Genomic DNA, 23053 nt, shown 5'->3' on the forward strand with positions numbered 1-23053 from the left:
GCTTACCCCGTGCTCGCGGACTTTGACGATAGCCATGTCTTGAAATCGGAGCGAAAGACGGACGCAGACTTTTGGCTCTCAAGAGCTTCAGCAAATTCAACGGGATAGGCTGGTGCTGCGAGAGAGGATTGAACTCTCGACCTCTCCCTTACCAAGGGAGTGCTCTACCACTGAGCTACCGCAGCCTGCGATGGCGGCGCTTCTGCCATATCGAACCGGTAAGCGCAAGGCCAAGAAAAACCCAAAGCGTCGCATGTGATTCCCGCCGGCAATTATGCGGTTTGGGGCGGCATGGGCGGCTGATCCACAGGATGAACCCGACTTTCGGCCCGCTTTCATGACATGGCCGCGCGAAAATGCTAGCCATTGCGGAATCGCGGCCGGCTGACCGCCGGTCAGGAATGGACGATGGACGAGAAGGCAAATCCACCGAAAAAAGGCGGCGGCGAGCGCAAGGACCGGCTGGCCGAGGCGCTGCGCGCCAATTTGCAGAAGCGCAAGATGCAGGCACGTTCGCGACGGGTTGGCGACCGTGACAAGCAGCGCACTGGCGACGTTCACAAGCAACGCGCCGGCGACGCTGACGAACAGCGCGCTGCCGATCCCAACGATCGGCCGGAAGAGTTGCCGGCTGCAGGAAAAATGCACAAGGACTGACCAAATCAGCCATACTGGCCGGCCACAGTCGGTCCGGTTTTAGGAAAATCCTATTTCTTGAACCAAGCCGGCCAATAGTCTAAGCCGGGCACACTCAAACCGATTGAAGCGGCCTGTTCGGGCCGAGGGGACGTTTTCTCATGGATCGCATCAGAATTGTCGGCGGCAACGAGCTTGCCGGCACCATTCCGATCTCGGGCGCCAAGAACGCGGCATTGCCGCTGATGATCGCCTCACTGCTCACCGACGACACGCTGACGCTGGAAAACGTGCCGCATCTGGCCGATGTCGAACAACTGATCCGCATCCTCGGCAATCACGGCGTCGATTATTCCGTCAACGGCCGGCGCGAAAAGCAGCAGGAAGGCTATTCGCGCACCATCAATTTTTCCGCCCGCAACATCGTCGACACCACCGCGCCTTACGAGCTGGTGTCGAAGATGCGCGCTTCCTTCTGGGTGATCGGGCCGTTGCTTGCCCGCATGGGCGAGGCCAAGGTGTCGCTGCCCGGCGGCTGCGCCATCGGCACGCGCCCGGTCGACCTGTTCCTCGAGGGCCTGCAGGTTCTCGGCGCCGAGCTCGACGTCGACAATGGCTATGTCATCGCCAAGACCCGGAATGGCCGCCTCATCGGCAATCGCTACGTGTTCCCGAAGGTCTCGGTCGGCGCCACCCATGTGCTGATGATGGCGGCCTCGCTCGCCAAGGGCGAGACGGTGCTGGAGAACGCCGCCTGCGAGCCGGAAATCGTCAATCTCGCCGAATGCCTGATCGCCATGGGCGCCAAGATCCATGGCGCCGGCACCTCGACCATCACCATTCACGGCGTCGAGGCGCTGTCGGGGGCGCGCGTGCGCGTCATCCCCGACCGCATCGAGACCGGCACCTATGCCATGGCCGTCGCCATGACCGGCGGCGACGTGATGCTCGCCGGCGCCCGTCCAGACCTGTTGCAGACCGCGCTCGACGTGCTTGTCGAGACCGGAGCCGAGATCACGCCGACCAATGAGGGCATCCGCGTCAAGCGCAACGGCACAGGCATTGCGCCGGTCGACGTGACCACCGCTCCCTTCCCCGCCTTCCCGACCGACCTGCAGGCGCAGTTCATGGGCCTAATGACGATGGCCAAGGGCAAGTCGCGCATCACCGAGACGATCTTCGAGAACCGCTTCATGCATGTGCAGGAGCTCGCGCGCCTCGGCGCCCACATCACGCTTTCCGGCCAGACGGCGATCGTCGACGGCGTCGCCAGACTCAAGGGCGCTCCGGTGATGGCGACCGACCTGCGCGCCTCGGTGTCGCTGGTCATCGCCGGCCTTGCTGCCGAAGGCGAGACCACGGTCAACCGCGTCTATCACCTTGATCGCGGCTTCGAGAGGCTGGAAGAGAAGCTCTCCGGTTGCGGCGCGGTGATCGAGCGCATTTCGGGCTGACGCTTCGCAGCATTCTTTCCCAGCGGTTGCGCCGAGCGGAAAGACCGCATAACAGAACGTTGAATTGTCAACGTTCAGGGTGCGCATTCCGCATGGCAGCTCTCAAGCTCATCGCGCTCGACGACCAGGATCTGAGCATCGTCTCGGCGCATGTCCAGGACGCCGTGATGAAGGTCTCCGACCTCGAATATCTGCCGGCGGCCAAGCGCTTCGTGCTGACCATGAACCGCTTCGTCTGGGAAGCGAAATCCGGCTTGTTCCGCCAGCACAATGAACGGCGCCAGAGCGTCTTGCATTTCGATCGCGTGCTCGGCGCCAAGACCAACGGCATCCCGCGCGACAAGCCGGCCGAGGTGCTGTCGCTGCTGGCGGTCAGCTTCATCGCCATCAGCAAGCCGGCCGGCATCGTCGAGCTGATCTTTTCGGGCGGCGGCACCATTATGCTCGACGTCGAATGCATCGAGGCCAGGCTTGCCGATATCGGCGGCTCCTGGGAAGCCACCTCGCGCCCCCTGCACAGAGGCTGAAGCGCGATGGCGATAACGCTCCGACAGCAGGACGGCGATTTCGAACAGCGTTTTTCGGCCTTCCTCACCACCAAGCGCGAGGTGTCGGCCGATGTCGAGGCCGTGGTGCGCGACATCATCGCCCGCGTGCGCGCCGAAGGCGACAAGGCGCTTGTCGATTACACGCTGAAGTTCGACAAAGCCGATCTCAACACGCTCGGCATCGCGGTGTCGAAGGACGACATCGCCAAGGCCTATGAAGCGGCCGATCCGGCGACCGTCGAGGCGCTCAAATTCGCGCGCGACCGCATCCGCTCACATCACGAGCGGCAGAAGCCGAGGGACGATCGCTATACGGATGCCGCGGGCGTCGAGCTCGGCTCGCGCTGGACGGCGATCGAAGCCGTCGGCCTTTACGTGCCGGGCGGCACGGCGAGCTATCCAAGCTCGGTGCTGATGAACGCGGTGCCGGCCAGGGTCGCCGGCGTCGAGCGCATCGTCATCGTCGTGCCGGCCTCGGGCGGCGTCATCAATCCGCTGGTGCTGGTGGCAGCCGACCTTGCCGGCGTTTCGGAGAACTACCGCGTCGGCGGCGCGCAGGCCGTTGCAGCGCTTGCCTACGGCACCGAGACGATCAGGCCGGTCGCCAAGATCGTCGGTCCGGGCAACGCCTATGTCGCGGCGGCCAAGCGGCAGGTGTTCGGCACGGTCGGCATCGACATGATTGCCGGGCCGTCGGAAGTGCTGGTGGTGGCCGACGCCGACAACGATCCGGACTGGATCGCAGCCGACCTTTTGGCGCAGGCCGAGCATGACGTTTCGGCCCAGTCGATCCTGATCACCGACGACGCAGAATTCGGCAAGGCGGTCGAGCAGGCGGTCGAACGCCAGCTGAAAGTTCTGCCGCGCGGCGAGACGGCCGGGGCCAGCTGGCGCGATTTCGGCGCGGTGATCCTGGTGCCGACGCTCGAGGCCTCTCTGCCGCTGGTCGACAGGATCGCGGCCGAGCATGTCGAGCTCGCCTTCGACGACGCCGAGGCATTCCTTTCCAGGATGCGCAACGCGGGCGCCGTGTTTATCGGCCGCCATACGCCGGAAGTCATCGGCGATTATGTCGGCGGCTCCAACCACGTCTTGCCGACGGCGCGGTCGGCGCGTTTCTCGTCGGGTCTGTCCGTGCTCGATTTCGTCAAGCGCAGCTCGATCCTGAAGCTCGGCCCGGAGCAGCTCAAGGCGCTGGCGCCCGCCGCGATCGCGCTCGCCAAGGCCGAAGGGCTCGATGCCCATGCCCGCTCCGTCGCGATCAGGTTGAACATGTAACGATGTCCGGCCGCGACCAGACCCGCGACAGGCTGATCGACGTCGAGCTCGACGAATCGATCGGACGTTCGACGCCCGACGTCGAGCACGAGCGGGCCGTGGCGATCTTCGACCTCATCGAGGAGAACCGTTTTCGGCCGGTCAATGATGACGGCGCGGGTCCTTACAAGCTTAAGCTTTCACTGGCCGAGTCCCGCTTGGTCTTCGGCGTCAGCCGCGAGAACGGCGCCGAGGTGGTCACCCACATCCTGTCGCTGACGCCGCTGAGACGGATCGTCAAGGACTACTACCTGATCTGCGAAAGCTACTACGAAGCCATCCGCTCCTCGACGCCGAGCCATATCGAGGCGATCGACATGGGCCGGCGCGGCCTGCACAATGAAGGCTCGCAGACGCTGATGGACCGGCTAGCCGGCAAGATCGAGATCGACTTCGATACGGCGCGCCGGCTGTTCACGCTGGTCTGCGTGCTGCACTGGCGGGGCTAGATCAGGATGATGTTTCGTTGAAACACCGTCCTGATCCAGTTCTTTGTTGGAGCATGATTTTTTCCAAAAACCGGTTCCCACTTTTTGGGATCATGCTCTAGTGGCCGCCCTGCCCCATTCGATCCTGTTTTTATGCGGCATGAACGCCGTGCGCTCGCCGATCGCGGAGCAAATGGCGCGCCGCATGCTTCCCGCCACCACCTTCGTCGCTTCGGCCGGTGTGCGCGCCGGCGAGCGCGACCCGTTCGTCGATGCGGTGCTCGCCGAAGAAGGCCTGTCGCTTGGCGAGCGCCAACCCAGGACGCTGGCGGATATGGAGGACGATTATTTCGACCTGATCGTGACGCTGGCGCCGGAGGCGCATCATGCGGCGCTCGAGCTGACGCGCTCGCTGGCCGTCGAGGTCGAATACTGGCCGATGCCCGACCCCACCGACACAGGCGGCACGCGAGAGCACATCATGGCCGCCTATCGCGATGTGCGCGAGCGGCTGAAAGCGCGCATAAGCCGACGTTTTCAGCTTCCCGAGGCAAAAAACGCGGCCGATTAAGCATGTTCACAAGCGGGCGATTATCATATAGGTTCCGCCGCAAATTCCGGCCGGAGTCGGATGATTTCCGGTCGGTTCGGCCGGAAATCATCCGACTCCGGATCAAAGAACTAGAGCACGATGTTGCCCGAAAACCGCTTGACACTTTTCGGCATCATGCTCTAGGCGCCGGAACCGCCATCCAAGCAAAGGTATCGAATGCCGAAGGAAGAAGTCCTCGAGTTTCCAGGTGTGGTCACCGAACTGCTGCCCAATGCGATGTTCCGGGTGAAGCTCGAAAACGAACACGAAATCATCGCCCACACGGCCGGCCGCATGCGAAAGAACCGCATTCGCGTGCTGACCGGCGACAAGGTCCTGGTCGAGATGACGCCCTACGACCTGACCAAGGGCCGCATCACCTATCGCTTCAAGTAACAGTCCGGGCCCGAAGAGCGATGAGCATCCTGCAGAAGCTGGTGCTTGCCTCTGGTTCGCCGCGCCGCATCGAACTCTTGCAGCAGGCCGGCATCGAGCCCGACCGGGTGCTGCCCGCCGATGTCGACGAGACGCCGCTGCGCGCCGAGCATCCGCGCTCGCTAGCCAAGCGCCTTTGCAAGGACAAGGCCGAGAAGGCGCTGGCCTCGCTGAAGAGCGAGGAGGACTATGCGCCAGCCTTCATCCTCGCCGCCGACACGGTGGTGGCGGTCGGACGGCGCATCCTGCCCAAGGCCGAGACGATCGACGACGCCGTCAATTGCCTCGGCCTGCTTTCCGGCCGCTCGCACCGGGTCTATTCCGGCATCTGCCTGATCACGCCCGGCGGCAAGCTGCGCCAGCGGCTGGTGGAGACAAGGGTGCGCTTCAAGCGGCTGCCGCGCGAGGAGATCGACGCCTATGTCGCGTCGGGCGAGTGGCGGGGCAAGGCCGGCGGCTACGCCGTGCAGGGCCTGGCCGGCTCCTTCGTCGTCAAGCTGGTCGGCTCCTACACCAACGTGGTCGGCCTGCCGCTCTACGAGAGCGTGGCGCTGCTTTCCGGCGAAGGCTTCAAGGCGCACCAGCACTGGCACGCCGCGCGCTCATGAGCATAGTCCATACATGAGCTCGGGCGACAAGGTAACGCCGCTGAGGCCGAAACGGCCCTGCCCCGAATGCGGCAAACCGTCGGTGCGCGAGCATTATCCGTTCTGCTCGGCGCGCTGCAAGGACATCGACCTCAACCGCTGGCTGAAGGGCGCCTATGTCATTCCCGGCCGCGACGGCGAAGAGGAAGAAGACGACAGCCCGACGCCCAAGGACGAGCCGTAAGCGCAGCCGGCGACCGGTTGTTTTCCAGCGATTTTTCTTTCCTGACGAAATCAACACCTAGGCGCTGGACAGGCAAGATTCCCGTGCTATAACCCACGCGCTTTCAAGGGGCGCCGCCTGGCGCCTTCGTGAAACCCGGCGGGCGCATCCCGTTAGCCGGCACAGGCCCAGATAGCTCAGTTGGTAGAGCAGCGGACTGAAAATCCGCGTGTCGGTGGTTCGAATCCGCCTCTGGGCACCATCACCTCTTTTCCCCGCATTCCCGTTCGACGAATCTTCTACGCTTCAGTGTCCACAAGTACCTGAACTTGTTTACCTTTTCGGCGCGCAGGTCGTGCTTCGGCAAATTTCGTCGCGGTTCCGCAAATTTCGTCCAACGCGGCGAGGTGTTGGTATTTTTGTTAGTATCTGAGACCCTGTTGGTATCGAAGCACCAAAACAGGAGGTCCCACAATGGCTCTCTCCGACGTGAAATGCCGCAACACCCGGCCCGCGTCCAAGCTCCAGAAACTGTCCGACGGTGGCGGGCTGCAGCTATGGGTCCAGCCATCGGGAACAAGGCTATGGCGTCTCGCCTATCGGTTCGACGGGAAGCAGAAGCTGCTATCTCTGGGCAGCTATCCTGTCATTTCTCTCGCAGATGCGCGCCAAGTTCGCGAGATCGATACAGCCACCATCCTTACCGCTCTTCGTTGCGTGGAAGTTCGCGGTCGATACGAGTCGGCCAGCCGCCTGCGCTCAATAATCGGCACCGTGTTTCGATTCGCAATTGCGACCGCACGCGCCGAGGCAGATCCGACGATCGCTCTGAGGGGCGCGCTCATCAATCCGACGGTCACGCCGCGTGCAGCGATTACCGATCCTAAGGCCTTGGGCGGCTTGCTGAGGGCGGTCGATGCATTTGATGGTCAGCCAACAACCAGAGCCGCCCTGAAGCTGATGGCAATGCTGTTTCCCCGCCCCGGCGAGCTGCGAGCGGCGGAATGGGAAGAGTTCGATTTCGAAAGCTCGGTGTGGATCATTCCTGAAGCACGCATGAAAATGCGACGGCCGCACCGCGTACCCCTTTCAAAGCAGGCCATAAGCGTCCTGACGTCGCTTAAAGAAATCTCTGGTGGGGGATCGCTGCTTTTTCCTGGTGTTCGATCGGTTTCGCGTCCGATTTCCGACAACACGCTTAACGCCGCCCTTCGCCGCATGGGCTACAGCAAGGAGGAGGCTACCGCGCACGGTTTTCGAGCAACTGCATCAACTTTGCTAAACGAATGCGGTAAGTGGCATCCGGATGCCATAGAGCGGCAACTTGCCCACATTGAGAATAACGACGTTCGTCGTGCCTATGCGCGCGCTGAGCACTGGGATGAGCGCGTCAAAATGATGCAATGGTGGGCCGATTATCTGGATGAACTCAAGAGCAAAAATGCGCGCGTGATCTCAATGAGAGGACACAGCGAGCCTGCTCCCCATGAAATTGCCATCACACACTTCGAATCCAACCTCGGCGACCAACCAAGGATTGAGACGAATCTCCAATCTCCGAAAATGGCGCTGAGGCCCAAGGGGGCGTAAGGAAAGCCTTGCTCCTTCAAATCGCCAGCCGTCTTGGCTCCCTTTGTCGGGCGGTGGGGTTGCGGCAACGGCTGAAGAAAGCGGTCCATTTGAGCGCTGTGCAGGCTCGCTTTATCAGGCGCCCAGTAGGCAAAGCATAGCCTGACTTGTCGAGTTTCACCGCCCCACACCCCACCGACGTATGGACGAGGTGCATGTATCGCACTTGCTCGTCGGGTTGGATTTGGCAAGGGAATGCGGCATAATATTACAGGTTGGGACTAACGGGGATTCGCAGATTGTTGATGGGAAAGATTGCACGGCGGCCGCGGAAGAACGATAGATCGCATTTAGGATGGCTAAACCCCTACACGGGAATAATTAGCGCCTTTTCTGCCATAATTGTTTCCTTTGTAAGCATTTGCAATATCTATCTCACAACGCGTCAATCTGAAATTGCCGAACGCGCGCTCAATTTGTCAAACCGCAATACCGAGATGGCAAATCTCCTTGTATCACTCCGCAAGACCTGCCAGTCAATCACAAAGCTACGCGCCGATTTTTTTGGCAGCGCTACCTTTTACTACAAGGCTGATTTTGACATGCGGGAGCCGCAAAAACCTGTCGACGGAGAAAAGCTCAAGATCACATTTGTGGAGACTCCCAAATATCCTGATCCGGGCGCACCACAGGTGTTGAACGACGGAAAGGAATTCTTGCGTTTGTCGGAAGATACTTTTAGCAGTTTTCAGGTCGTTGAACTTTACCTTACTGAAAAGGAAGCGGCCGAAGAGAAAGCTGCGAACCTCCGATACGCATTTGAAGAGCTCGTTGACGTTGCCGATATGGTGACGAATGAAGAAGTCAGCACACACGACCTAATCGGCAATGTGATCGTCGCGTCATCTATGTGCCGGCTATTACCGGACAAGCTTTCGCCTTGGTTTCGGAACTCTGAGGACAACAGACTGGGATACATTTTCACCGAGAGCGACGTCCGATTTGAATGGATCAAGGAGCCGGAAGACTTCAGAGCAACACGCAAATCTTGGGGTTTAAGCCTTGAAGACCGGACAGAGAACGAAAGGCACAATGCGTCAACGATTGCTAAATCCACCGCCTGAATTCTGAATTTGAATGGAAAAGCAACGGGCAACCGAAGGCAGAAATGATGGGCCCGGAGGGCGTGCTTAAATCGTTGATTTTATCAAGTTTTTTTGTGGGCCAAAACTCCGAAGCTTCCCGTATCCCCCCGTATGAGCCCGCCCAATTTCTAGAATGGCCGCAATGAGGCCGGAAGCGGACCGTCGGCTTCTAGGAAGCCAGGTTAGAAAGCCCACCTGACGTCGCCGCTAATAAAACGCAGTTCAGGGTCTGGCGATCGATGCAGTTGCTTTGTTAGCTCGGTTTCCGCTGCCCTTTCGATCAAGGATATCATTGCGAAAGCAGTTCTGCATTTCTTTGAAGGAGCTGAAGCCGAGGCGCGGAGCGAGGCGAGATAAGGTCGTCGTTGATACGTTGCACCGGCGTGCGATCGAGACCGAATTCTCGAAGGCGACGTAGTCCGGGTTCGAGAACATCAGTCGAGCCGCTGTCTCCAGTTTCGCCGGAAGTATCATTTCCTTCTTTGCAATCAGTATTTTGAGCTCAGCGAGAGTTGGCGCTTTGATGCTTCGCACCACCGGCTGCTTGGCGCCTGCTGGTGATGACGTGGGTAGCTCCGGAGGCATCGGTTCACCGTTTGGCCGCTTGCATGAAGCTGTCGAACTCGGCATCTCCGATCGGAACGGTGTGCTCATAGCCTGGGTATCGGCCAGATTCGACATCGGCCCTGTATTCTCTGAACGCCGCGATGCGCTCGTCCTGAATCTTCTGCAACTCAGGACCAAGATTTCGGTAGACCTTTCCATGTCGTGGCTTGTGGTTCTTGCCATAGCCGCAGACGTCTTCGGTAAAGAGATATTGCGCATCCGCATGTTTGCCGGCGCCCATGCCAAGCATTACCAATGACGAGTTCTCGGTCAGGAATTTCGCCACCCGGTCAGGCACGACTTCCAATTCCGCCCCGAAGACGCCGATCTCCTCGAGCCTCTTCGTATGTCGCCAGAGGCGGAGCGCTTCGTCCGCCGTCTTGCCGACCGCTCGCCACCCCGTCCAGGTGATGTAGGAAGGGATCAGGCCGATATGGCCGACGACAGGGAGGTGATTGTCGCAGAGTGCCCTTTGCACGTCATAGGAGGCCGCGCAGTAGAAGGCGTCGCCGCCAATGCCGGCGAAATGGAAGGCCGCCCGCAGATAATCTTCCGCCGTGGCAAGAGGCCGACCGGCAAAGCTGCCCCAGCCGCCATAGGGCAGACCGACCTGCACGAAACAGTTGCCGGCCGCATCCCGCATTTCCTGGTCGAAATATCGGCCCTCGATCGACAGCATGTGAATGCCCGCCGCCGCTGCGGCGGCGGCTTCCTCGGGCGTGCTGACGAAGAGCATGGATATCTTCTGTCCATTCCGCTTCATCTTTCGAATGTCCTCGACATGAGGACGGTTGTGATACATGCCCATGGTCAGCCTCCGCCGCGGTTCGTATCTCAGATCGTGAAAGCACGCCGGAACGCGTCCAGCGCTGCTTCCGCATCGTTTCGGGCAAAGGCCTCCAGACCGACCGGCCCGCGGTAGCCCATGTCGAACAGGGCCCTCGCGATGTAGGGCCAGTTCATCTCGCCTGTTCCTGGCTCGCAGCGGCCCGGATTGTCGGCGACCTGCACCTCACCAATGAAGGGCAGGCACTTCTGGCACCAGCGCATGATGTCGCCTTCGCCGATCTGCGTGTGATAGAGGTCGAGGTTGATCCGCAATTGCGGCCTGTCGATCGACGACACCAAAGCCAGCACCGCCGCCGTGGAGCCGAAGGGGCAACCTGGGTGATCCAGCAGGTTCAGGTTTTCGAGCGTGAAGACGACATCTTCCGCTTCGGCCATGTCGCAGATGCGGTTCAACGTGTCGCGCGCCTTCAGCCACATGGGGCCGGTCTCGACCTCGGCCTTTACGATGGGAATACCGCCCTCTCCAAGCCCGGTGCCGTGCAGGTTCAACCGGGCAACGCCGACGCGTTTTCCGACCTTCGCGGTCTCGGAAGCTGACTTCAAGAGCATGTCGGCGCCCTCATCGTCGGCAAGCCGCCCTTCGAGATAGCCGTTCATGATCGTGAAGCTCGCGCCGGTCTTCTCGAGCGCCGCGAGGTCGTGGTCCGGCCAATTCCACAATCCGACGCCGAAACCCATTTCATGCAGCCGCGCGACGCGCCAGGCCATCGGACGATCGCGCCAAAGCATCTCGGCGCAGGCAGCCAGTTGGAACGGCTGGGCCATAGTGGCTCAAACCTCGACCATAACGCGGCCGTTCTCGACCTTCGTCTTATACGTCCGCAGATTCTCGCAAGCCGGCGGCGTCTCCACCTCGCCCGTCGTGAAGTTGAAGATCGATGCGTGCTTCGGACATTCCACCGTATTCCCCATGACCAGGCCGTCGGCCAAGTGGATCCTCTCGTGCGTGCACAGCCCGTCCGTGCAGTAATATTCGTCGGCGTCGTTGCGGAAGATCGCGAAGGTTCGGCCGCCATCGTCGAAGCGTTTGGCTTCCTCGGCTTCGATGTCATCGGCGGCGCATGCGTCGACCCAGGGCATTGAGCATCTCCTCAGATATCTTGTGGCTTGAAGTCCGCGGGGGCCGACGGCATCACGCCCTGGAGCAGCGCGACGGACTTGTCCAGCCCCTCCACCGAATTCAGAAGCACGTCCTCGTGCTCGATGGAAAGCCAGCCGTCATAGCCGGCCATCTTGAGCCGATAGCAGAACTGCCGCCACCACTCCTCGCCATGGCCGAAGCCGAGCGTGATGTAGCTCCAGGAGCGAGCCGGGATGTCCATCAGGCTGCCATTCTCAAGCAGCGAGGTCGTGGCCTGAACGGGTCGGTTGAGCAGCGTGTCCTTGGCATGAACATGATAAATGGCCGCGCCCAGCGCTTCGGCGGCAGCGAGCGGATCAGCGCCCATCCAGAACAGATGCGAAGGGTCCAGATTGGCGCCAATGACAGGTCCGACCGCTGCTCGAAGTTTCAGAAGCGAGGGCACGTTATAGACACACTGATTGCCGTGCAGCTCGAGCGCGATGCGCTCGACGCCGTTTGCTTTCGCCAGGGCAGCGATTTCGGTCCAGAACGGGATCAGCTTTTCTTCCCATTGATATTTGAGGATGGTCTGTGTTTCCGGCGGCCAGGAGGACACGACCCAGTTCGGCATGCTGTCTCCGGCGCTGCCGGCCGGCAGGCCGCTCATGGTGCAGACGGTGCGGATGCCCATCTCGCCGGCGACGCGGATGGTATCTCTCAATCCTTCGCCTTGGGAATGATCGGTCGGATGCAACGGATTGCCGTTGGCGTTCAGGCTGATGATCTCCAGCCCGTGTTCCTCGAACGCTCCAGCGAACCGCTTTTGAGCCTCCCTGTTGCCTAGCATGGACGACAGCCGGAAATGCGGCGCCGTCGACCAGCCGCAAGTGTTCACCTCGATGCCGGACACGCCCATGAGCTGGGCGTGATCGAGCACCGCCTCAAGCGGCAGACCGCCGAGACTATCTGAAACGAAACCCAGCTTCACGCGTAGAACTCCGGCTTTGCAATCATCTGAACTTCTGTACGGCGGGCTTCCCTCAGTGCCCTCACGCCGGCCTCGGCGACGATGGCCGCGCAGTATCCGTCCCAGACATCCGAGGCGATCGCCGGGAACTCGCCGGTCGTGGCAAAGCGCAGGAAGTCGCGGTTCTGGCGGCGATAGGCATCGTAGTAGCGGGTCCGCCAGTCGGCGTCGTAGCTTGTGCTTTGGGTAAGCGCCGACTCCGTGCGGGTATAGGCGACGTTGTTGGTCGCAACGGTGCCGCGCTCGCCGACCAGCTCGGCGCGAACGTCGTAGCCATAGGCGGCATTGTTGTTGATCTCGATGTTGACGAGCTGGCCGTCTACCGTTTCCAGCACCATGACGACGGGTGCGACGCGCGCATCGGAGCGGCTCGGCTGGAATGCAGAGATTGCCGCATACTCGGTTCCAAGCACGTAGCGCACCACGTCGAATTCATGCGGAGCGGAATTGGTGATGGCCATCGCGCCGGTGAAATCGGCAGCCGGCGTTTCGACGTTGCGGTGGAAATTGTGCATCATCAGCGCCCGGCCAAGATGGCCTTCTTCAAGTGCCCGCTTCATCTCCTGGTAGGAACGGTCGTAACGGCGCATGAAGCCGAGCTGGACGAATTTCGCCCCCACCTTCTGTTCGGCCTCCATCACGGCGATGCAGTCGGCCGAAGCTTGTGACAGCGGCTTTTCGCAGAGGACCCGTTTGTCGGCGGCAATGCAGGCCATCGAAAGCGGCGCATGCGTGAAATCGGGGCTGGCGATGATCACGGCGTCGACGTCTTGTCGCGCGATGCTGCCCTTGGGGTCCGTGGCAATGTCGAAGGCGCCGCACGCGTCGGCAACGCTACGGGCGCGCTGCTCGTCCATGTCGCAAACCAATTGGAGAGTTGCCCCGGGCAATTCCTCGGCAACGATCCTGGCATGATCCGCGCCCATCAGGCCGGCGCCGATCACAGCAATGCGGATTGTCATTTCTGTCCTGCTCTTCTTCCTGGAATTACGGAACGGCCGCGCCGAACAGCGCCGGCCTGGGAATACCTCGTGACGCCTAGTGCGCGGTTGGGCCCTTCAGCACCTGGAGCGACGGCGGATGCCCCTCATGGGTGTCCATGTAACCCTCGACCTGGACCTCCAGATCGGACATGGTCTCGCCGCCCGCCATCAGATCCGTGATCTCCTCGCGGGATTTCTCGCCTTTACGGAAATCGGCGGCGATGGCGCCGCGGATCAGCACCGCGAAATGGTCGCCGACGGCCATGGCGTGCATGACCTGGTGGGTGATGAAGACCACCGCCAGGCCACGCCGCTTGGCCTCGTTCACGATGCGCAGCACATGGGAGGCCTGCTTGACGCCGAGCGCCGCGGTCGGTTCGTCCAGGATCAGCACGCGCGCTCCAAAATATACGGCGCGGGCAATAGCGAGCGACTGGCGCTCGCCACCCGATAACCCCCCGACCAGGCGGTCGCCGTCATCGATACGGGTGATGCCGAAATCCCGGACCGCTTTCACCGCGATCTCGTTGGCGCGCTTGCGGTCGTAGATCTTGAACGGACCCCAACCCTTGGTCGGCTCGACGCCGACGAAGAAGGACCGCCCGATGCTCATCAGGGGGAACGTGCCGCCAAACTGGTGCACCGTGGCGATTCCGCGTCCCTGCGCGTCGCTCGGTCCGGTGAAGGTCACCGGCTGACCATCCATCAGGATCTGACCGCTAGTGGGCTTGTGGACCCCGGCCAGCGTCTTGATGAGCGTCGACTTGCCGGCGCCGTTATCGCCGAGCAGGCAAAGCACTTCGCCGGCGCGCACCCTCAGCGAAATATCGTGCAAGACGTCGATCGGCCCGAAGGATTTGTTGACGTTCCTCAGTTCGAGAATGGCAGGTTTGTCGTTCATGGCGTCATCTCTTCATCTGCATCCGGCTGCGCTAAGGTGCTTGGCGAAGCGGGGCCTGATCTGAACTCGCTTCTCATGGGTTTGCCGGCTCCCGCGGCAGGCCTTGTTTGCGCCGCGGCCGGAAGTACAGCGCCAAGTCGCGGAACGACTGGTTCATCAGCACCGCCAGCAGGAGCATCACGCCGAGGATCAGGTTCGACCAGTTTCGGTCGATCTGGGTGAAGTAGATGCCCTGGCTGACGATGGCGAAGGTGATGGTGCCGACGAAGATGCCCAGGACCGAGCCGAATCCGCCGGTCAGCAGCACGCCGCCCACGACCACGGACACAATGGCATTGAAGATGAAGTTCATGCCGCCGGAGACCTGGGCGGAGTTGAACAGGATCGCTTGGCAGATGCCGACGAATGTGGCGCTGACCGCGGACAGCACGAACAGGGCAATGGTCATGCGGTCCGTCGGGATGCCGGCGTTGCGGGCGCTGACCTTGTCGCCGCCCATTGCAAAGAGCCAATTGCCATAACGCGTCTTGTGCAGCACGAAACCGATAATGGCGGCGAACGCGAGCCACCAGACGATGATGACCTGGTGACTGCCGCCGATCAGCTGTCCGAACAGGAATTTTGCCCAGTCCGGCGCGGTGAGCGCCACGCTGGCATTGCCGGTCAGGAGCACCGAAGCACTGAGCACCACGCCCTGCATGGCGACGAGCGTTGCCAGGGTGATGATCAGCGACGGCACCGAAGTCCGAATGGTCAGCAGGCCGTTGACCAAGCCGACCGCGACGCCGACCGCCAGCGCGCCGGCAATGCCCACTGTTATGGGGAATCCGTAGTAACCGGTCAGGATCGCAGTGGTCATCGAACCCGCCGGGATCAACGCGCCGATGGAAATATCGAGCTCGCCAGCGATCATCAGCAGGCCGACCGGAATGGCGACGATGCCGAGATTGGCCGCGAAGTTGACCCAGCTCGCCGCGCCAACCAGCGTGACCAGATTGGCGCCGCCGAACAGAACGAAGAACAGCACCACGCCGACGAGACTGAGAATGGAACCGGCGTCGGGACGGCGCAGCAAGGACTTGACCACGTCCATCATGACTGCCCCGCCTTCTTCGACGAATAGCTGAGCGCCAATTGCCGGAACGTGTCGTTGGTCAATACCGCAATCAGCAGAAGCGCGCCGATGATGACGCTGCCGACATTGGGATCGAGGCTCGTGAAATAGATGCCCTGGTTCACGATCGAGAAAGTAAGCGTGCCGAACAGGATGCCGACGATCGAGCCGAAACCGCCCGTGAGCAAAACGCCGCCGATGACGACGCACATGATGGAATTGAAAATGAAGGACTGGCCCGCCAAAACCTGCGCGCTCTGATAGACCATCACCTCGCTGACCCCGACGAAAGCGGCGCTGAAGCCGGACAGCATGAACAGGCCGATGGTGAGCCGCTTGGTCGGGATACCGACGTTGCGCGCGCTCTCCTTGTCGCCGCCCAGCGCATAGATCCAATTGCCGATCGGTGAGACGTGCAGCAGCCAGAACAGACCGACGACGAACACCACCCACCACAGGATCGTGACCTGGAACATGCCGCCGAGATAATCACCGAGGATTAGCTTGGTGAGCGGGTCAGGCACAAGCGAGACGCCGGTGCTGCCGGCGATCTTGACGGTAAGCCCCAGCGTCAGACCCATCGTGCCGAACATGGTGCCGATGGTAATGATGAGCGACGGGATGGTTGTCCTCGTCACGAACAGGCCGTTGATGAAGCCGACCGCGAGGCCAAGGCCAAGCGCCGCCGCTATGCCGAGCCAATCGGGCAGGCCATAATGGCCGGAGACGATGGCCGCCGTGAGCGATGCAGCAGGGATCACCGCACCGACCGAGATGTCCAGTTCCCCGGCGATCATCAGCAGTCCAATCGGCAGCGCGATTATCCCGATCTCGGAAGCGATGTTCAGCCAGCTGGCCGTGCCGGCGGCCGACAAAAAGCCACTACCGCCGAACAGCCCGAAGAACAGCAGAACTGCGACCATGCCGAGAAACGAGCCCGACTCCGGCCGACGCGCCAGCCGGCCGAGGGCCAGTCCGGATTGCGTTCGGTCCGGCGCCGGAATTGATGTGGACGTCACGGGATGTGCCATTGGGGTAATCCGCGAACATGCCGACCTGCCACGATGCGGCCGACGCCGAGAAGGAAAGAGGCCGCCCCGCAGTAAAAGCGAGGGCGGCCCAGGCGGGGAGGATTATCGCGTCCCTGCTTTCACGCCGGCGATGGTGGCGTCGACATTTGCCTTGTCGATGATGCCTGGTCCCGTCAGGATCTCACGCGTAGGCACCGACAAACCATAGTTGACATGGCCGTTCAGGATCGCAACGGCGAGATAGCCTTGCAGATAGCCCTGCTGGTCGATCGCGCAGTCCTGCTGGCCGCCCTTGATGTTGTTCAGGATGGTCTCGTCGAAATTCATGCCGCACAGATGGACTTTTCCGATCTTGCCGGCCTGGGTAATGCCGTTCATGGCCGAGTTCGCATCGACGTTGCCGATGGTGAAGACGGCGTTCACGTCCTGATGCTGTAGCAGATAGGCCTTCACCGCCTGCGCAACGGCCGTGGCCGAGCCGAACGAGGTGGCCGGCAGTGGCAGCACGTCGGCTTCGCCGCCGCCGTTCTTCATCCCCTCCTTGAAGCCACCGCAAAACGCCTCGATGTTGGCGGCGCCTGGCAGCGTGTTGATGCAGACGCCTTTCTTGTTGCCAGCCTTGGTGAGGTACTCGCCGGCCGCGACGCCGCCCTTATAATCGTCCGAGCCGACATAGTTCATGGCGCCAAGGCGATCGGCCGCTTTCAACCCGCCGGCATTGTAGATAAGCAGCGGAATGCCCGCGTCCTTTACCGCCTTGAACGCAGGGTCCATAGCTTCCGGCACCCAGTCCGGGCCGACAATGGCGTCGGCCTTCTGGTCGATCGCCTGGCGGATCAGTTCGGCGGCGTCTACACCGAGATTGTCGTAGTTCTGCGGCCCGAGCCAGGTAACCTTGCCGCCCTGAGCCTCGACCACCTTGCCGGCGTCTTCAGCGCCGCGCTTGACAATCGACCAGAACGGATCGTCGGGCTTGCCGCCGACCACGAAGATATTGGCGGCGAGCGTCGCGCCGGTGCTGAACCCGATCAGCACCGCTGTCGACACCAGTGTCTTGAAAAGCTTCATGGTATTCCTCCCAGATTACCCCGTGGGGTTTCAACAAAAGTCTTCCTGCTCCGGGCCCGCTCCTCACGGCTCAGCCGAAACAGCGTTTGGTTGGTTATTCCGCCGGCATTCCAGGCGCCGGATCACCGCGGCCTTCCTGGCGGCTCCGCATCTTTTCCTTCTTCTTGCGGAAGCGCGCCTTCATGGCCTCGTCCGCTTCCTTGCTGCCGTCGTGCCAGGTGCCAAACAGCTTATCGAGGGGTACCAGCCCGTCGCCGCCGTAATTCACCTCGAAATACTTGTGATGCAGGTAGTGTACGTAGGAATGGCTATCGAGATTGACCTTGTCGGTGATTTCGAAGATCTCGAAACCGAGGTGACCGTTCACCGCGCCGAAACCCGCGCCGTGCAGTGTGAAGTAGGCGCAGACCGGGTTGGACGGGATCAACAGGTGCAGCCAGGCCTCAGCGTGATAGAGGAAGCCTTCGACCGGATGCATCGACAGCGACGACCACGGGCTCGGGTTGATCGAATTGTGATGGACCGAATGCACCCATTTGTAGAGCGGCGGCCAGTGGATCGCCCTATGCAGGAAGAAGAAATAGACCTCATGCACGGCCGGCGCGACAAGCACCAGGAACGACAGGTATAGCCAGTTCGTCGTCCACGGCAGCCAGACCGCCCAGCTGTTGGCATAGACCCACAGCATCACGATCTCGACCACCGTCCACAGCGGTATCGTGACGAAAAAAGAGCGGGCAAAATTGTCGATGTTCTGGCTTTGAAACCAGAACACGTCGGAGGGCACCTCGGACGGAAATTTCGGATTGTATTTGAAACGCTTCTGCTGCTTGCGCTGGATGTAGTAGCGCAACTCGAAGAAGCCGTAGAAAAGAAAAATCCCGGCGGCGTTGAGGCCATACAGCCAAAGGTAGTTGAGCAGCGAAAAGCTCGCGAGGCTTTGCCAGCTCGGGATGAGCAGATTGACCCAAATGAGCGACGTGGCGAGATGGAACGTGTTCCACGGCCAGAAGAACTCCGGAATCCAGGCCACCACTCTTTTCGCATTGAACGGACGGTGCCAGATCGGCGCCGGCTCGGCGCGGCGGTGCGGGGCCCAATTGCCGCGTTTGTCGCGTGTTCCATACTGAAGGTCATCCATCGTAACAGCGCCTCCTCACCCGGATCGGTCTGGAATCTGCAGGGATCAGGCCCCGCCCTGGGCTCAGCTGGCCGAGCCCTAACTAGGCGCAATTCATATCGGAGGGTTGATATTTGGAGAAGGCAGAAATAGTATCAAAATTGCATTTGTATCATTTAGTTTCAATCATGATGATACTGCAAAGGGATGGGCGTTCAATGAAGCGGCCGACAATCCATGATCTCGCCACGGCGGCAGGCGTATCGGTGGCGACCGTGAACAGAATTCTGGGCGGCACCGTTTCCGTGCGGCCCAAGACAGTCCAACGCGTGCAGAGCGCCGCGGAGGAAATCGGGTTTTACGGCATAGGAGCGATTGACGATCGGGCCCGAAAAATATCGCCACACTACCGGCTGGGTTTCCTGCTCCAGCAGTCGACCCGCGACCTCTACCAGCTGTTCGGGAAGAAGATTATTGCCGCCTGTCGCGAGCGTCGGGACGAGGTCATTGAACCTGTCGTCGACTTCGTCGATATTCTAACGCCGGAGACCATATCGGGCCGTCTTATCGCGCTCGGCGAGGGATGCGATGCGGTCGCGGTGGTCGCGGCTGATCACCCGATCGTTGGCCAGGCCATCCGTTCACTGAAGGAAATGGGGAAACCGGTCGTCTCCTACATCACGGATCAATCCGCCCCGGAAAGGGCGGCTTATGTGGGCACCGACAATTGGAAGCTGGGGCGGACCGCAGCCTTCCTGATCACGCAAACGACGCAAGGCCCCGGTCGCATTGCGGTTTTCATCGGCAATCACCGGTATCAGTGCCAGGATGTCTCGGATGCCAGCTTCCGCTCCTATCTGCGCGAGCACGCGCCTCGGCTCACAGTTGAGGAAAGCCGCCCCACTCATGAGGAACCAAGCGAAGCTTACCGCATGGTGGCGGAGTTGCTGAAGACGACCGACGATCTTGTCGGGATTCTGATCGTTGGCGGCGGCATCACAGGCGTTCTTCGTGCCTTAAGGGAGGCGTCTGCCGAGAGGCGAGCAGGGATCAAGGTGGTGTGCCGCGACATTGGCCCGGAGACCCGAAAAGGACTGTCTGAGGGACTGATCACAGCCGCGCTCTGCCATCCCCTCGAGGCGACTTCCGCCCTTCTCGTGCAGACCATGATCGACGTCATTGGACCACAGGCACCATTCGCCACCCTTCAGCGATCAATACCATTTGAAATTGTCACGCCGGAGAATATCTGAGGCACGGGCAGCCGGGCCGCCATCGGACATTTGGTTTGAAGTCCGTTGTCGGGCGAAAACGAGCCGATCTCAGCGACCGGGAAGAGGCGCAAGGCGGTCAACACTCAAGGCCATTAGATCACTGCTTCCTCGAGGAACGGTTCATTGCGCGGTATGCGCTCGTAGCTGAACGGCGACAGGTCGAGCGTCTGAAAAGCCCCGTGGACAATCAGCTCCGAGACCGCCCGGCCGACGGCAGGCGACTGCTGCAGGCCATGGCCGGAGAAACCGTTGGCGAACATGAAGTTGGTCACCTCCGGGTGGAAGCCGACGATACCGTTGTGGTCGAGCATGTTGTATTCGTAATGGCCGGTCCAACTGGTCTGCACCTTCAACGCGTCGAAGGCTGGAATGCGGTGCCAGAGCGCCGGCCAGATGTAGTCGTCGAACTCTTCAAAATGGATCTCGAAGTCGTCGTAGTCGGCCGGCCCGTCGCCCTGCGGCGTGTTGCCGGTGAGGAAGAGCTCACCTTCCGGACGCACGAAGGTGCCGGAAAGATCGATGACATTGGGCATCCGCCCGGGGATGGGATTGGCGCTGGCGAAAACAAAACTGTAGCGCTTGTAGGGAGCAACCGGGATGGACAAGCCAGCCATGGCGGCGACCTGCTGTGCGCGTGGACCGGCGGCGTTGACTAGGGTTCCGCAACGAACCGTCTGGCCGGTCGAGAGACGGGCAGAGACGACCCGGCCTTCGGAAACATCCAAATCCGTCACGGCGTTGTCGATATATTCGACGCCGCTCGCTCGCGCCGCGCGGCGGAACCCATTAAGCAAGCCCATGGAGTCGAACCAGCCCTCTTCGCGCGAACCCCACGAACCTCCGCCGAGGTCGTCGACATTCAGCCACGGAAAACGTGCCTTCAACGCGCCCGGTTCGAGGAAGACGGTGTGGGCGCCGAGGCTGCGCTGCAGCTCGACCCGTTCGCGCGCTGCGTTCACGCCCTCGGGCGAGCAGCAGTAGAGATATCCATGTTCCTTGAAGCCGAGATCAGGCGCGGGCTCATTGGTGTAGAACGGCGCCATCCGCTCCTGAAAACCGCGGATGATCTCGATGCCGAACTGGCTGATCTTCACATTGATCGGGTTGGAATATTGCTGGCGGATTGCGCTGGTGGAGAGCGCCGTCGAGGAGAACTCGTAGCTTGAGTCGCGTTCGACCACGAGGATCGACGCGCCGCTGCCCAGCGCCTGGCTCAGCCAGTAAGCGGTCGACGAACCGATCACCGCGCCACCGACGATGACGATGTCGTAGGCGTCCCGGGAAGGCGCCTTGTAAGGAGGAATTGCCATGGCTTTTCCTACTGCCTGAAAGAAGCGATCAGGGCATCCGAGCCCCGCGCCAGCAAACCGAGATCCGAGCCCACCGCAATCATGGTGAAGCCGTCGGCGACATAGCGGTCGGCGTCGGCCTTGACCGGCGCCAGGATGCCGCTGGCCTTGCCAGCGGCGGCCGCGGCCTTGCGCACCGAAGCGATCGCCTCCTGCACATGTGCAGCGCCTGGATTGCCCATCGCGCCCATATTGGTGGAGAGATCGCCGGGGCCGACGAAGAGCACATCGACGCCCGCGACAGCGGCGATCTCGCCCGCATTGGCGACGCCCGATTCGTCCTCGATCTGGACGGCCAGCAGCTGCTGCTCGCGTGCCTTGGCGTGGTAGCTGGCGATGCGGCCAAACGCGTTGGCACGATGACCGACGGAAAAGCCGCGGAAGCCGCCTGGCGCATAGGTAATGGCTGCGACGATGGCGCGTGCCTGCTCCGCCGTGCGCACATTTGGAATCATCAAGCTGCGGGCGCCGACATCCAAAGCCTGCTTCATGAGGTTGGCATCGTCGGACGGCAGGCGCACCACTGCCTCACAAGGAAACGCTGCCGCGACCTGCAGCTGCGCCATGATGCTGCGCAGATCGTTCGGGCTGTGTTCGCCGTCGATCAGCAGCCAGCCCGTCCCGGAACCGGCGACGACCTCGGTGGTCAGCGCCGAAGCCAGCGAGCACCAGATACCGATGTGGGGTTTGCCCGCCTGCACGGCAGCCTTTAGCGAATTGACACGCTCCTGCATTTTGCGATCGATCTCCAGCTAAAGAAGGTGCATTGAAATTTGTATGATGTCCTATATCATATGGCAAGCTTGGCCTGCAAGATGGCTCTGGCCGCAACGGAGTTGCAAATGAAGATTGGCTTTATCGGACTGGGCGTCATGGGGGCGCCGATGGCAAGGCATCTCGCCGACGCGGGGTATGAGGTCCTCACGGTGCTCAACCGCTCGCCTCTGCCTGCAGATCTGCGAGCATCGGTCGTCGCCTCCGCCGCCGAGGTAGCGCGGACCGCGGAGATCGTCATCACGATGCTGCCCGACACGCCTGACGTGGAGCGCGTCCTGTTTGGCCAGAACGGCGTGCTTGAAGGGATATCCGCCGGCAAGCTGGTGATCGACATGAGCTCGATCAGCCCGATCGCCACCGCCCAATTTGCGGCGAAAATCAGGGAAGCGGGGGGCGGCTATCTCGACGCGCCGGTCTCCGGCGGCGAGGTCGGCGCCAAGGCGGCCACACTTACCATCATGGTCGGTGGTCCGGCTGCCGAGTTCGAGCGCGCGCTGCCGATCTTTGAGAAGCTTGGCAACAACATCACGCTGATCGGCGAAAAGAACGGCGCCGGCCAGACCTGCAAGATCGCCAACCAGATCATCGTCGCGCTCAACATCGAAGCGGTTGCCGAAGCGCTGGTCTTTGCCGGCAAGGCCGGCTGCGATCCGGCGAAGGTGCGCACTGCCCTGATGGGCGGCTTCGCCTCATCGCGCGTGCTTGAAGTGCATGGCGAGCGCATGATCGCCCGCGCCTTCGCCCCGGGTTTCCGCATCCGGCTGCACCAGAAGGATCTCGGTCTTGCGCTCGAAAGTGCTCGCGCGCTTAGCGTTGCATTGCCGGGCACGGCAACGGCGCAGCAGCTGATGAATGCCTGCTCAGCGCGAACCGCCGGCGCGGACGCCGACCATTCGTCACTCGTGCGGGCGCTCGAAATCCTGAGTGATCACGAACTTTCAAACGGAAAGGAATAAC

Annotated in this window: 25 protein-coding genes and 2 tRNA genes; 14 read left to right on the forward strand and 13 right to left on the reverse strand. The window is 61.4% G+C overall.

Going from position 1 to position 23053, the window contains the following annotated elements; all coding sequences use genetic code 11:
• Positions 1–110 precede the first annotated feature (110 nt).
• Positions 111–185 (reverse strand) — tRNA-Thr (locus tag LB535_RS14575).
• 223 nt (positions 186–408) lie between these two features.
• Here LB535_RS14575 and LB535_RS14580 point away from each other — a divergent pair.
• The 12 genes from LB535_RS14580 (at position 409) to LB535_RS14635 (ending at position 8913) form a co-directional block, all read left to right on the forward strand.
• Positions 409–657 (forward strand): hypothetical protein, encoded by a 249-nt coding sequence (locus LB535_RS14580; RefSeq protein ID WP_224632702.1) that lies wholly within the window; start codon positions 409–411, stop codon positions 655–657.
• A gap of 140 nt (positions 658–797) precedes the next feature.
• The gene (gene murA / locus LB535_RS14585; protein WP_224632703.1) at positions 798–2090 is read left to right on the forward strand and encodes a UDP-N-acetylglucosamine 1-carboxyvinyltransferase; all 1293 of its coding nucleotides are present in this window, start codon (positions 798–800) and stop codon (positions 2088–2090) included.
• Between the two features lie 92 nt (positions 2091–2182).
• A complete protein-coding gene (locus LB535_RS14590) occupies positions 2183–2617 on the forward strand; it encodes a DUF2948 family protein (RefSeq protein ID WP_224632704.1) in 435 nt (144 codons plus the stop codon).
• A 6-nt stretch (positions 2618–2623) separates the two neighbouring features.
• The gene (gene hisD, locus LB535_RS14595; RefSeq protein WP_224632705.1) at positions 2624–3916 is read left to right on the forward strand and encodes a histidinol dehydrogenase; all 1293 of its coding nucleotides are present in this window, start codon (positions 2624–2626) and stop codon (positions 3914–3916) included.
• Positions 3917–3918: 2 nt separating this feature from the next.
• A complete protein-coding gene (locus LB535_RS14600; RefSeq protein ID WP_095765706.1) occupies positions 3919–4404 on the forward strand; it encodes a UPF0262 family protein in 486 nt (161 codons plus the stop codon).
• Between the two features lie 100 nt (positions 4405–4504).
• On the forward strand, positions 4505–4954 hold the full coding sequence (locus tag LB535_RS14605) for a low molecular weight phosphatase family protein (protein ID WP_224632706.1): 450 nt from the start codon (positions 4505–4507) through the stop codon (positions 4952–4954).
• Between the two features lie 198 nt (positions 4955–5152).
• On the forward strand, positions 5153–5371 hold the full coding sequence (gene infA / locus LB535_RS14610) for a translation initiation factor IF-1 (protein ID WP_006200926.1): 219 nt from the start codon (positions 5153–5155) through the stop codon (positions 5369–5371).
• A gap of 20 nt (positions 5372–5391) precedes the next feature.
• On the forward strand, positions 5392–6018 hold the full coding sequence (locus LB535_RS14615) for a Maf-like protein (protein WP_095765708.1): 627 nt from the start codon (positions 5392–5394) through the stop codon (positions 6016–6018).
• Between the two features lie 13 nt (positions 6019–6031).
• The gene (yacG, locus tag LB535_RS14620; protein WP_140847161.1) at positions 6032–6241 is read left to right on the forward strand and encodes a DNA gyrase inhibitor YacG; all 210 of its coding nucleotides are present in this window, start codon (positions 6032–6034) and stop codon (positions 6239–6241) included.
• Positions 6242–6406: 165 nt separating this feature from the next.
• Positions 6407–6482: transfer RNA gene (locus LB535_RS14625), tRNA-Phe, on the forward strand.
• A gap of 212 nt (positions 6483–6694) precedes the next feature.
• Positions 6695–7810, forward strand: coding sequence for a tyrosine-type recombinase/integrase (locus tag LB535_RS14630; RefSeq protein WP_224632707.1), 1116 nt, complete (start codon positions 6695–6697; stop codon positions 7808–7810).
• 284 nt (positions 7811–8094) lie between these two features.
• A complete protein-coding gene (locus tag LB535_RS14635) occupies positions 8095–8913 on the forward strand; it encodes a hypothetical protein (RefSeq protein ID WP_224632708.1) in 819 nt (272 codons plus the stop codon).
• Between the two features lie 610 nt (positions 8914–9523).
• On the opposite strand, the gene LB535_RS14640 is transcribed toward LB535_RS14635, so the two are convergent.
• From LB535_RS14640 to LB535_RS14685, 10 genes are all read right to left on the reverse strand, one after another.
• Complete coding sequence (locus tag LB535_RS14640; protein WP_411969574.1) at positions 9524–10342, reverse strand: 3-methyl-2-oxobutanoate hydroxymethyltransferase; 819 nt, start codon at positions 10340–10342, stop codon at positions 9524–9526.
• Between the two features lie 32 nt (positions 10343–10374).
• Positions 10375–11154: a TIM barrel protein gene (locus LB535_RS14645; RefSeq protein ID WP_224632710.1), complete on the reverse strand. Its 780-nt coding sequence runs from the start codon at positions 11152–11154 to the stop codon at positions 10375–10377.
• A 6-nt stretch (positions 11155–11160) separates the two neighbouring features.
• Positions 11161–11469: a MocE family 2Fe-2S type ferredoxin gene (locus LB535_RS14650; RefSeq protein ID WP_224606156.1), complete on the reverse strand. Its 309-nt coding sequence runs from the start codon at positions 11467–11469 to the stop codon at positions 11161–11163.
• An 11-nt stretch (positions 11470–11480) separates the two neighbouring features.
• Positions 11481–12440, reverse strand: coding sequence for a sugar phosphate isomerase/epimerase family protein (locus LB535_RS14655; RefSeq protein WP_224606160.1), 960 nt, complete (start codon positions 12438–12440; stop codon positions 11481–11483).
• A complete protein-coding gene (locus LB535_RS14660; RefSeq protein ID WP_224632711.1) occupies positions 12437–13441 on the reverse strand; it encodes a Gfo/Idh/MocA family oxidoreductase in 1005 nt (334 codons plus the stop codon). Before LB535_RS14660 ends, LB535_RS14655 begins: the two co-directional genes overlap by 4 nt.
• A 76-nt stretch (positions 13442–13517) precedes the next feature.
• Positions 13518–14363, reverse strand: a complete 846-nt coding sequence (locus LB535_RS14665) for an ATP-binding cassette domain-containing protein (protein WP_224632712.1) — start codon at positions 14361–14363, stop codon at positions 13518–13520.
• A gap of 73 nt (positions 14364–14436) precedes the next feature.
• Positions 14437–15456 (reverse strand): ABC transporter permease, encoded by a 1020-nt coding sequence (locus tag LB535_RS14670; RefSeq protein ID WP_224632890.1) that lies wholly within the window; start codon positions 15454–15456, stop codon positions 14437–14439.
• Positions 15456–16508: an ABC transporter permease gene (locus LB535_RS14675; protein ID WP_140630329.1), complete on the reverse strand. Its 1053-nt coding sequence runs from the start codon at positions 16506–16508 to the stop codon at positions 15456–15458. The genes LB535_RS14670 and LB535_RS14675 overlap by 1 nt, the downstream gene beginning before the upstream one ends.
• A gap of 102 nt (positions 16509–16610) precedes the next feature.
• Positions 16611–17576, reverse strand: a complete 966-nt coding sequence (locus tag LB535_RS14680) for a sugar ABC transporter substrate-binding protein (protein ID WP_140542665.1) — start codon at positions 17574–17576, stop codon at positions 16611–16613.
• A gap of 94 nt (positions 17577–17670) precedes the next feature.
• The gene (locus tag LB535_RS14685) at positions 17671–18717 is read right to left on the reverse strand and encodes a sterol desaturase family protein (protein ID WP_224632713.1); all 1047 of its coding nucleotides are present in this window, start codon (positions 18715–18717) and stop codon (positions 17671–17673) included.
• A gap of 197 nt (positions 18718–18914) precedes the next feature.
• Here LB535_RS14685 and LB535_RS14690 point away from each other — a divergent pair, with 197 nt between their 5' ends.
• Positions 18915–19949 carry a LacI family DNA-binding transcriptional regulator gene (locus LB535_RS14690; RefSeq protein WP_224606173.1) on the forward strand — a complete coding sequence of 345 codons (1035 nt, stop codon included), beginning with the start codon at positions 18915–18917 and terminating at the stop codon, positions 19947–19949.
• Between the two features lie 113 nt (positions 19950–20062).
• On the opposite strand, the gene LB535_RS14695 is transcribed toward LB535_RS14690, so the two are convergent.
• Both LB535_RS14695 and LB535_RS14700 read right to left on the reverse strand, forming a co-directional pair.
• Complete coding sequence (locus tag LB535_RS14695; protein ID WP_224632714.1) at positions 20063–21280, reverse strand: NAD(P)/FAD-dependent oxidoreductase; 1218 nt, start codon at positions 21278–21280, stop codon at positions 20063–20065.
• Positions 21281–21288: 8 nt separating this feature from the next.
• Positions 21289–22053, reverse strand: coding sequence for an HpcH/HpaI aldolase family protein (locus LB535_RS14700; protein WP_224632715.1), 765 nt, complete (start codon positions 22051–22053; stop codon positions 21289–21291).
• A gap of 108 nt (positions 22054–22161) precedes the next feature.
• Here LB535_RS14700 and LB535_RS14705 point away from each other — a divergent pair, with 108 nt between their 5' ends.
• Entirely contained in the window at positions 22162–23052 is an 891-nt protein-coding gene (locus tag LB535_RS14705) for a 2-hydroxy-3-oxopropionate reductase (protein WP_224632716.1), read from the forward strand.
• Position 23053: the final 1 nt, after the last annotated feature.

The sequence above is a fragment of the Mesorhizobium sp. CA10 genome (assembly GCF_020165285.1).
Taxonomy (GTDB): domain Bacteria; phylum Pseudomonadota; class Alphaproteobacteria; order Rhizobiales; family Rhizobiaceae; genus Mesorhizobium.